The 10,195-nt window shown below is 60.1% G+C and carries 11 protein-coding genes; all 11 read left to right on the forward strand.

Features of this window, described 5'->3' with window-relative positions; all coding sequences use genetic code 11:
- Window positions 1–93: 93 nt before the first annotated feature.
- A complete protein-coding gene (locus NAZ64_RS01930; protein ID WP_483640853.1) occupies window positions 94–318 on the forward strand; it encodes a DUF2635 domain-containing protein in 225 nt (74 codons plus the stop codon).
- Window positions 315–1,817 carry a phage tail sheath subtilisin-like domain-containing protein gene (locus tag NAZ64_RS01935; protein ID WP_483640854.1) on the forward strand — a complete coding sequence of 501 codons (1,503 nt, stop codon included), beginning with the start codon at window positions 315–317 and terminating at the stop codon, window positions 1,815–1,817. The genes NAZ64_RS01930 and NAZ64_RS01935 overlap by 4 nt, the downstream gene beginning before the upstream one ends.
- An 8-nt stretch (window positions 1,818–1,825) precedes the next feature.
- Window positions 1,826–2,191: a phage tail tube protein gene (locus tag NAZ64_RS01940; protein WP_079796644.1), complete on the forward strand. Its 366-nt coding sequence runs from the start codon at window positions 1,826–1,828 to the stop codon at window positions 2,189–2,191.
- A gap of 9 nt (window positions 2,192–2,200) precedes the next feature.
- Window positions 2,201–2,680 carry a phage tail assembly protein gene (locus NAZ64_RS01945; RefSeq protein WP_461551387.1) on the forward strand — a complete coding sequence of 160 codons (480 nt, stop codon included), beginning with the start codon at window positions 2,201–2,203 and terminating at the stop codon, window positions 2,678–2,680.
- A gap of 146 nt (window positions 2,681–2,826) precedes the next feature.
- The gene (locus tag NAZ64_RS01950; protein WP_483640855.1) at window positions 2,827–4,947 is read left to right on the forward strand and encodes a tape measure protein; all 2,121 of its coding nucleotides are present in this window, start codon (window positions 2,827–2,829) and stop codon (window positions 4,945–4,947) included.
- Window positions 4,931–6,307 (forward strand): DNA circularization protein, encoded by a 1,377-nt coding sequence (locus tag NAZ64_RS01955; RefSeq protein WP_483640856.1) that lies wholly within the window; start codon window positions 4,931–4,933, stop codon window positions 6,305–6,307. Before NAZ64_RS01950 ends, NAZ64_RS01955 begins: the two co-directional genes overlap by 17 nt.
- Window positions 6,300–7,442, forward strand: a complete 1,143-nt coding sequence (locus NAZ64_RS01960; RefSeq protein WP_483640857.1) for a phage baseplate assembly protein — start codon at window positions 6,300–6,302, stop codon at window positions 7,440–7,442. Before NAZ64_RS01955 ends, NAZ64_RS01960 begins: the two co-directional genes overlap by 8 nt.
- Window positions 7,432–8,064: a phage baseplate assembly protein V gene (locus NAZ64_RS01965; protein WP_226312218.1), complete on the forward strand. Its 633-nt coding sequence runs from the start codon at window positions 7,432–7,434 to the stop codon at window positions 8,062–8,064. Before NAZ64_RS01960 ends, NAZ64_RS01965 begins: the two co-directional genes overlap by 11 nt.
- A complete protein-coding gene (locus NAZ64_RS01970) occupies window positions 8,057–8,494 on the forward strand; it encodes a phage GP46 family protein (protein ID WP_483640858.1) in 438 nt (145 codons plus the stop codon). The genes NAZ64_RS01965 and NAZ64_RS01970 overlap by 8 nt, the downstream gene beginning before the upstream one ends.
- Window positions 8,495–9,577 (forward strand): baseplate J/gp47 family protein, encoded by a 1,083-nt coding sequence (locus NAZ64_RS01975; protein WP_483640859.1) that lies wholly within the window; start codon window positions 8,495–8,497, stop codon window positions 9,575–9,577.
- Window positions 9,568–10,131, forward strand: coding sequence for a putative phage tail protein (locus NAZ64_RS01980; protein ID WP_483640860.1), 564 nt, complete (start codon window positions 9,568–9,570; stop codon window positions 10,129–10,131). The genes NAZ64_RS01975 and NAZ64_RS01980 overlap by 10 nt, the downstream gene beginning before the upstream one ends.
- The last annotated feature ends 64 nt before the right edge of the window (window positions 10,132–10,195 follow it).

Below are 10,195 nucleotides of genomic sequence, written 5' to 3' on the forward strand. Positions count from 1 at the left end.
CCTGAGCTTCTTTTGTTTCATGTTCTCTTTCCTGCTGGCTTCTGGTGGTCACAGTGGCCGGGGCTGGTTCCTGTTTACTGGAGTGATCCTGTTATGAAAACCTTCTTTATTAAACCTGCGCCGGGACGCATGGTACGCGACCCCGACACGCTGGAATTTTTAAAGCCTGGCGGTGAGGAGAAACCCTTCACCCCGTACTGGTGCCGCCGGCTGGATGACGGTGATGTGACCGAATTCAATCCGAATGAGGCGCAGCCAGCCGTGACCGCCGGAAAAGCGAAAGCGACTGACGCTGACGCCGTGGAGAAAAAAGCATGATTGGTTTTAACGAGATCCAGAACGACAACCGTATTCCACTGGCGCAGATTGAGTTTGATAACTCAACGGCGGTGGTGGGAACACCCGCACAGCATCAGACGGTACTGATGTTCGGTCAGGCAAACCTGAAAGACGGTAAGGTTGACGGAGCCGGCCAACTTGACACACCAGTACGTATTACCCGCGATTCGCAGGCCATCAGCCTGTTTGGTCGTGGCTCAATGCTGGCCTGGATGGTCAAAGAGTTTATCGCCATTAACCCGGATACCGGGCTGTACGTGATTGCTCAGGGGGCCGGGACCGGTAAAGCTGACGCCGGCAGTCTGACACTGAGCGGCACGGCCACCGGTGACGGTGTGCTCAGGGTCTATGTTGGCGGACGTCGTTATCAGGTGGCGGTGAGCAGCGGCCAGCAGGGTAAGGCGCTGGCTGACAAACTGGCCGCGCTGATTAATGCCGATCGCGATGCGCCCTTTACGGCGGCGTCTGCGGCTCCCGCCGGCGCTGATGTGGACGCCACAAGCAGCGTGGTATCGATGACCGCCCGCTTCGTTGGCGAGTGCTCCGCTCACGATATCCGCCTGAACTATTACGACGGTGAAACCACGCCGGACGGTCTGACGGTGGTGATTGCGCCGCCGGAGGCAAAAGCCGCTAACCCGGATATCACCCGCAGCGTCGCGAATATGGGCGAACGTCAGTACAACTATGTGGTGATGCCGTATAAGGACCAGGCTAACCTCAACATCCTCAGCGCCGAACTGCTTAAACGCTGGGGGCCGGTCAAAATGTCCGACGGCGCGGTATGGATGGCGCACACCGGCACGCAGGGCGAAATCACCGCGTTCGGCGAGTCCCGCAACGACTTTCTGTTTACCTGCAGCGCCGTTCCCAAAGCGCCCGAACCGGATTACATCTGGGCGGCGTCGGTCTGCGCGACCTGCGCGCCGTCACTGTCCATTGACCCGGCCCGGCCGCTCCAGACGCTGGCGGTGTCGTCCCGCCTGGCTCCTCAGCTTGCTGACCGCCTGACTCAAGAGGAACGTAACCTGCTGCTGCATGGCGGCATTGCGACCGTCACCGTGGCGGCCGGCGACGTGGTACAGATTGAGCGTCAGGTGACGATGTACCGTGTCAATAAATACGGTGATGTTGATCCGAGCTATCTCGATATCGAAACCATCTACACGCTGTCGTACCTGCGTTACTCCCTGCGCACCTTCGTCACACAGCGATTCCCGCGCCATAAACTGGCTGATGACGATACGCCTGTGGCGCCTGGACAGCCCATTGTGACACCCAAAATCATGTCGCTGCAGCTTATCGCGCTCGGTGAAGACTGGGTGGATCAGGGGCTGGTTGAGAACCTGGATACGTTCAAAAAGAACCTGCTGGTAGAGCGTAATACCGGCGATCGTAACCGTCTGGATGTGCTGTGTACGCCTGACCTGGTTAACCAGTTCCGGTTCTTCGCCGCGCAGCTCCGTTTCATTCTGTGAGGTAGACAATGGCAGGAAATCAGTATCAGGGCGTGGCAACCGTTCGCGTGAACGGCAGCGAATACGCCACGCTGGAAGGCGCAACCTTCACGCCGTCGGGCTTTGAACGAAAGGTGGTTAAGGGGCCCAGGGTGTATGGCTATAACCAGCAGGCGAAAGAGGCCACGCTGGAATGCAAATTCCCTGCCGGTGGCGATGACTCCCCGGACAGTGATGTGATCAACACCTGGACCAGCGTCACTATCGAATTTATCGCCGATACCGGCGAGGTCCACATGATGACAAAGGCGTGGAGTTCGGAGCCCGCATCGCTTGCCGCTAACGGCGAAATCTCCGCGAAGTTCGCCGCCGCCAAAAGCACCCGCGTGCAGTAAGGAGTATTCATGGCTACGAAGAAGAAAACCCCGACCGCAGTAAAACAGGACGACGAGGCAGCGCTGGCTGCCATTCGCCAGGCGCTGGACGGTGACGACCCGCGCACCGCCGGCCTGACGGAGCAGCTCGCTAAGGGCTACGTTGACCTGCTCGACGGTCTGCCGTTCGGCGAGGGGCGCGAGTACCGCGTCACCTTCCGCGAACTGTCGGCAAAGGACAGCATTGACGCTGAGACCGAGGCAGAACGCGTGGTGGACACCCGTAACGGCCCGATTCTGATTGCATCACCTTCGTTGCGCGGGGTGCAATTGCTGCGCCGCCAGATTGCCGCGGTGGGCGACATCGAAGGGCCGCTCTCGATGCTGCAAATCGGGCAACTGAGCGAACGTGACCTGTCCCGCCTGATGGTGGCGGTTAACCTGCGCGATACGGCGCTGGCCGGAAAGCTGGCAGGTGACAAGGGGCGACTGGGAGCGGTGCCGGAATGAGTTAGAGGAAGCGGCGATCGTGCTGGGAATGGTGACTAAAGGCGGCCCGCAGTGGGCCATGAGCCTTCCCTTATCGCAGCTTTACCGGCACTGCAGACAGGCAGAAAAAATCATTAAACGACAGAATACGTGACGCATAACCGCCGATGAAGAACCTGAAAGCTTCGCTGATTGTCGATTTACTCGGCAACATATCATCCAAATCCCGTCAGTGGTCGCAGGATTTGGGGGCGTTTTCGCACGCCGGTCAGCGTGGTCTCGGCGGTGTGGGAACGGCGGTACGCCGTCTCGGTGGTGACGCGGAAATCAGCAGTTCCCGGATGCGCCAGGCATTCCGGGGGATGCGCGGCGGGATGCACGCGGTCTCGGCAGACATGGATCGTCTGAAACTGAGCGCGGAAGGTGTTTTCGGTTCACTGACCCGTCTGTACGGTCTGATTACCGGCGGCGCGCTGGTTTACGGCTTTAAACGGCTGTTTCTTGATCCCGCGTCCAGCCTGGAGAACTTTCAGACCCGTATCACCTCGCTGAACCACGGTGACGCATCGGCCACCGCCGGTACGATCAACTGGGCGCGGCAGAATACTCAGCAGGCCCCCTGGAGTATGAGCCAGATCCTGGAGGAGTACGCCACCACCCGCGGCTACGGGATGAGCGACAGCGAGTCCCGACGCTACGTACAGATGATGGAGGATCAGGCGGGCCGTCACGGCTGGAACAAGCAGCAGATTGAAGGCGCATCCCTGCAACTGCGCGAGATGTACGCGCGCGGCAAACTCCAGGGGCAGGACGCCAACCAGTTGTCAGGCTACGGTATCAACGCTTACCAGGTACTGGCTGAAAAACTACACACCACGGCCGGTGCTATCCGCAAGCTGGGCGAGGAAGGCAAGCTCGGCCCGGAGACGATTAAACTGCTGTTCCAGACGCTTCGCGAACAGGCAAGCGGCATGGCTGAGAAAGCTATGCATACCTGGACCGGTATGACTATGCGTATGCAGTCCGACTGGGAGCAGTTCGCGCAGAAGGTCATGGACACCGGCCCGTTTAAGTTCCTGGAAACCCAGATGTCCGGCATTCTCGATCAGATTGCCGTGATGCAGAAAGACGGTCAGTTCGATGAGATTGCGAACGATATCGGTCAGGGGATGCTGACCGCGTTTACGTCCGCCAAAGATGCCGTGACCTGGCTTGTTGAGAAAATCAAAGCCGTCCGTCAGGCGCTGAAACAGTTACGCGATGACGGCTACGGTAAAACCCTGGACAATATCGCCAGTGGTGCAAAAACCCTCGCCAAATACCTTCTTCTGGTCTATGCCGCCCGTACAGCCCTGCGCCTGGCGGGCGCGGTCGGCATGGGTGCACTACGTCTTGGTGCCACGCCGCTACGCTACACGCTCGCCACTGTCGGGGCTGTTACGTCACCGTTCCGTAAGCGCCGGCCCGTCATGCCGGGCGAACTGCCCGGACGCGGTGGCCGCTTCATGAATTTCCTTTCCGGCGTCAATCCCGCCGCAGTACAGCCGGTCTTTGTGACGAACTGGCCGGCGGGTGCGCTGGCCGGTGCCGGGGGCAATGGTGGCAGTACCCTGATTGAGGAAGGCGGCGGTAAAAAGCGCCGCAGCGGGCGCACCAAAAAAGGCCCCGGCAAGGGGCGCGGTATTTCAACTGTGGTCACGGCCGGCGAAGAGCTGGCAGAAAGCGCCGCCAAAAAAGGTCTTTTCAGGCGTATGGCGTCCCGTGTCGGCGGCTGGTTCGGCAAAATCCCCGGTCTCAGCAAAGCCGGCAGTCTGCTTTCCGCTGCCGGTAGCAAACTGGGGCTGGGTAAGGTGGCAGGCTGGCTTGGCAGGGGTGGGAAACTTCTGGGGCGTTTTGGTGGTGGTGTGTTCGGTGCCGCGCTGCTGGCAGCTCCCACGCTACTCGACAGTCAGGCTTCCGCCCACGATAAAGGGGCGGCGGTTGGCTCCGGGGTGGGTGCCGTCGTTGGTGGCACGCTGGGCACGCTCGCAGGTCCCGTGGGTGCTGCAATTGGCTCGACGGTCGGCAGCTATCTGGGCGATTACCTGGGCGGCTGGCTGACCGACGCTTACCAGAAAATCACCGGGAGCGATAACGGCAACGGCCAGGCGGTACAGAAAGCCGCCGCCCGCGTGGAGCTGGTCGCGCCGCCAGGCTGGGATAAGCGCAGTATTGATATTGACGACTCCGATATGTTCGGTCTGGATCTGAATTTCTACAGCGGAGGTAACTATGTCCCCTACGGGTAAAGGCAGCTTCCGCAATGTTCCCTTCCTTATTTATAAGGAGCAACGGGAGCGCGGCGGTCGCCACATTGTCAAACGCGAGTATCCGCTGCGCGAATCCGGCGGTGCAGATGACCTTGGCCCCAAGCTGCCGGCATTCACCTTTACGGTGATTGTCCAGGGGGATGACGCACAGGCGCAGCGTAAGGCGCTGCGTGATGCGCTGTATGCGCCAGGCGCGGGCGAGCTGGTTCATCCCGATTACGGCACGTTAAACGTCCTTATAGACAACTTTGAAAGCCGTTATAACGTGTCTGAACAGCGCGTGGTCGAGTTTACGATCACGGCCGTTCCGCAGGCGAATGATACTGCCCCGGACGCGCAGCAGGATACGGCGGCGGCACTGACACAAAAAACCGGCAGCGGCCTTAACAGCGTGTTCAACACCCTGGCGGACGGCTGGTCGGTGGTGTCTGACAACCTTCACGATCTGCAGGCGATGGCGGATACCGTCAGCGAGAAAATTGACGCGCTGGAAAACACGGTCAGCAGCGTCGGTATCCTGCAGGATATCAGCGCCTTTGCCGCCTCTTTTACCGCCATGAAGGGGAATATCACTTCGCTGATTACCAGCCCGCTACGCATGGCGCAGCAGTTCGCCGGAGTGTTCAGCGGTCTGATTGCGTTACCCTCCGTGCCGGCGATGTCGCTGTTACGTAACCATACCGGCACCACGCCTTCCGGAAGTCTCGACATGCCGGATGAGGCGGTCAGAAGCCAGGGCGGTACGCAACTGTACCAGTCGCTGTCGGCGTTTTACGACACGCTGGCCACACAGGATGCCCGCCGGAGCCTGACCGGTCTGACGCCTGCCACCCAAAACAATATCCGACTGCTGCAGTCGGTGATGCAAAGCGCGGTTGTGCTGGCTCAGGCGCAGACGGCGGGCAGTCTGCTGACGATTGCGGTTGCACAGGCGGGCGTGCCGGCGTCGACACCCTTCACCGGGTCTGGCACTGGTGCCGGCGTTGACGCTTCTGTGCCGGTGTCGTTACTCCAGAGTGCCGGTGACGTCCGGGCGGTCAGTCACGCGCTCGGCCAGTCCCTTGACGCTCAGGTGCTGGCGTTCTCCGGCCAGGGGTTCACCCGTACCGCGCTGGCGTTACGTGAGGCTCGTCTGGCGCTGGTTGAGGATTTAACCGCGCGCGGCGTACATCTGCCGGGAACGTCTTCTGTTGCGGTCCGCACAACACAACCGGCCCTGGTGACGCTGTACCGGGCAACCGGTAACAGCGTGCAGTGGCAACGGTTTGTCCGCCGTAACAACGTCATTCACCCCCTGTTTGTGCCGGGAGGTCAGGTGCTGGAGGTGATTGATGAATAGTCGCACCCCTGGCACCCGCGTTGAGCTGTTTATCAGCGGGAAGATTTTTTCCGGCTGGATCGGCGTCAGCGTGCGCCGGTCACTGGAACATCTGGCAGGGTCATTTTCGCTGGAACTCATGCTGCCCGGTCAGCCTGTGCCGGACGGCATCGACCCCGGCCAGCCGCTGAAATTACAGATTAACGGCGTGACGGTCATTACCGGTTATCTCGATACCGTGAAACACAAACTGACCGCCACCAGTAACAAAATCACCATTACCGGCCGTGACAAAACCGGCGATCTGGTGGACTGTTCCGCCGTCTTTAAGGGCAGCCAGTGGCACAACCGCACCCTGGAGCAGATTGCCGGCGACCTGTGTAAACCCTTTGGTATCCGGGTTATCTGGCAGGTCAGTGACGCCACGGCCGCAAAACCGTTTGCCACCTTCACCCTGCAACTGTCTGAAACGGTCAGTGATGCGCTGACCCGTGCCGCCCGTCACCGTGGCGTTCTTGTCACCAGTAACGCCGACGGCGACCTGGTGTTCACCCAGGCGGGCAACCAGCAGACCGATACGCTGGAACTGGGTAAAAACCTGCTGGATGCGGATTTTACCGACGACTGGCGCAACCGCTACAGCGAATACCTGGTAAAAGGCCACGGCGGCGGCGGTGGTCATAAGGGAGATGCAAAAATGGCGGCGCTGCTGGCCGCACCCAAAGGCACGACGGACGACAAAACCATCACCCGTTACCGCCCGAAGGTGATCCTCGCCGACCACAAAATCACCGCAGACGGTGCGAAGCAGCGGGCCATCCGGGAAGAGCGCCGGGCTGTTGCCAAATCTGAACGCTTTGTTGCCGGCGTCAAAGGCTGGTTCCGGGAGAACGGCGCGCTGTGGGACGTGAACCTGCTGACCCGCGTCATCGCCCCGCGCGTGAACGTGGATATGCGCGACCTGCTGATTTGCCAGGTGGAATTTACGCTCAACGCGAAGGAAGGCGAAGTGACCCGCCTGACGCTTGCCCCGCGCGACGGCTTTATTGTGCCAGCCGAGCCGGACAGCAGCGGCACCGGCGGCGCAGGCGGTGGCGTTGACGCCTGGATACTGCAGCGGATGAAAGAACAGGGGATTAAATTCGATGATAAGTGAAGAAATCCTGCAACGAATGCTGGCTCCCCTGGTACGTGGCGTTCGCCTGCTGTTCGGGCGCGGCGTACTGACCGGTACGAACGACGAACTGAAACTGCAGAACGCGCAGATGACCTCACTCGACGGCGAGACGTTTGACGACGTGGAGCGTCCCCAGCAGTACGGGCAAATCAGCGTCCCGCTGCCGGGGGCGGAGACGTTCTTCGGTTGTCTGCTGGGTGACAGGGATCAGGCGGTGATTCTGGTCGTTGAGGACAGGCGCTACCGCCCGGTGGGTCTGCCTGCCGGCGACAGCGGTATCTACCACTATGAAGGCCACCGACTGCGCCTGACAAAAGATGGTCGTGCCATCCTGACGTGTAAAACGCTGGAGGTGTACGCCGATGACAGCATCCTCTTTGACAGCCCGGAGAGCACCTTTACCGGCAACCTGACGGTACAGAAGAACCTGACGGTACAACAGAACACCCACATTCAGGGCAATCTGGCCCTGGACGGCACCGGGGACGCCAAAGGTCACTTTACCATGTCGGATGCGACCATTGCCGGCGTGACCTACAGCGGCCACACCCATCACGAGAACGGTCGCGGCAGCAATACGGGAGGCCCACAAAATGGCTGATATTGCGATTGTCTGGCGTAACGGTCGCGGCAACCTGGCGCTGAACGGTCCCGACCTGCTGACGGATAACAGTATTGAAACCGCCGTCATTATTTCACTCTTTACCGATCGCCGGGCGCAGCCGTCCGACCCGATACCGGACGGCTCCACAGACCGGCGCGGATGGTGGGCGGACAGCTTTCGTAAACGTCCCATTGGCTCGCGTCTGTGGCTGCTGAACCGCGAAAAGACGGTATCGGCCGTTGTGGAACGGACGGCGGCGTATGCAGACGAGGCGCTGGCCTGGCTTAAACCGGCAAGACTGGTGAAATCAGTCACCTGTACGGCTGCCCGCGTGGGTCGCGACCGCCTGCAGCTTTCGGTCTCACTTGTTATGCCTGACGGCGCACGTCGCCCGATGGTTTTTGAAGCGGATTTAGAAGGGGTTTAAATGCCGTATCAACCCACACCCTTAGCACAACTGATTAACCAGACGCAGCAGGATATCAGCCAGCGTCTGGAGGGTACTCTTCCGGGACTGGGTGAAACCACGTTGCACGCCATCGGTTATGCCCAGGCGGGGCTGTCCGCCCAGGAGCAGGAACATCTTGCCTGGATTGCCCGCCAGATTATCCCGTCTGACGCTGACGAGGCGGAACTGCTGAAACACTGCGCCTGGTGGGGCATTGTTCGCAAGCCTGCCTCCCGTGCCGGTGGTCCGGTTCAGCTTACCCTGACCGATACGGCCACCGCCGATGCCGGCACGCAGCTACAGCGCGGTGACGGCGTTATTTATCAGATAACCACATCAGAAAAAGCGACAGCGGGAACGCTGGAGGTTGAAGTGGTGGCAATAGATGCGGGCGCGGCCGGTAACGCGCCGGCGGGAACGCTGCTGACGTTTATCACCCCGCAGGCAGGGATTGTGCAGACGGCCACCGTCACCGGTTCAGGCATAACGGGCGGTGCGGACGTGGAGTCCGTTTCTGAACTGCTTTCCCGCCTGGTGTTTCGCGTACAGTACCCGCCGTCAGGCGGCACAAAGTACGATTTTGAACGCTGGGCGCGCGAAGTGCCGGGCGTCACCCGTTCCTGGTGTCTGCCGGAGTGGCCGCAGGCGGGCAGTCTGGGGGTGACGTTTGTCCTGGACAATAACCCCGACATCTTCCCCGGTGACGGGGATGTTACCCGCGTGGCGGAGTACATCAAATCCCACCCTGATCCGGCGACGGGCCAGCCGGTCGGCCAGGCGCTGGGGCCGGTGGTGCAGGTGTTTAAACTCACCAATCACCCTGTCGCGTTTCAGATAAAGATTGCGCCGAACACACCAGAGAACCAGCAGGCCGTGAGACAGGCGCTCACCGACCTGCTTTATAACGAGGCCAGACCGGGCGGTATTATCCTGCCGTCGGCGTTCTGGCGGGCGGTTGCCGGTGTGAAGGTGCTGGATGATTTTGAACTGCGCTCCCCGCTGGAGTCTGTCAGCGCCGGCGCGATGGAACTGCTCACCGTGGGGGAAATCGCATGGCTGTAGCTATGACATTTACCCCGCATCAGCGTGCGCTACTCCAGTTACTGCCTGACGGTCTGGCGTGGAATAAAGCACTAGATTCTGTGCTGGCCGCACTGTGTCTTGGTCTGAGTCAGTCCACGGCCCGCGTGGACTGGACGGGGCAACAACTGCTCGATGAGCGTTTCCCGGACAGGTCGCGTCTGTTGCTGGATGACTGGGAGCGATTTCTGGGACTACCTGAATGCGATATGAGCGGCGCCAGCCTGCAGGAGCGTCAGGGCTATGCCGGCAACAAGTACCGCATGAAGCCCTCAGTTAACCGGGAGTTCTATATCCAGCTCGCCGCCGGTTTTGGGTTTGATATTGATATCCAGACATCACCGGAATCGCAGTGGATAAGCATCATCAATGTCAGAACCACTATCGGCTACCGGCATATGAACGTACTGGACAATATTCTCACGCCGCTGCGTATATACGACGCCAGCGCGCTTGAGTGTATTCTGAACCGTTATAAACCAGCGTGGCAGACGTTTCGTTATGTCTATGAAAGCAGCCAGTCGCACGATAAGTAAGAGGTCATCATGTATTACATTGATAACAACTCCGGTTCACCCAATATGCCGGCCTTATCGCCGG

The sequence above is a fragment of the Salmonella sp. A1325 genome, assembly GCF_056991255.1.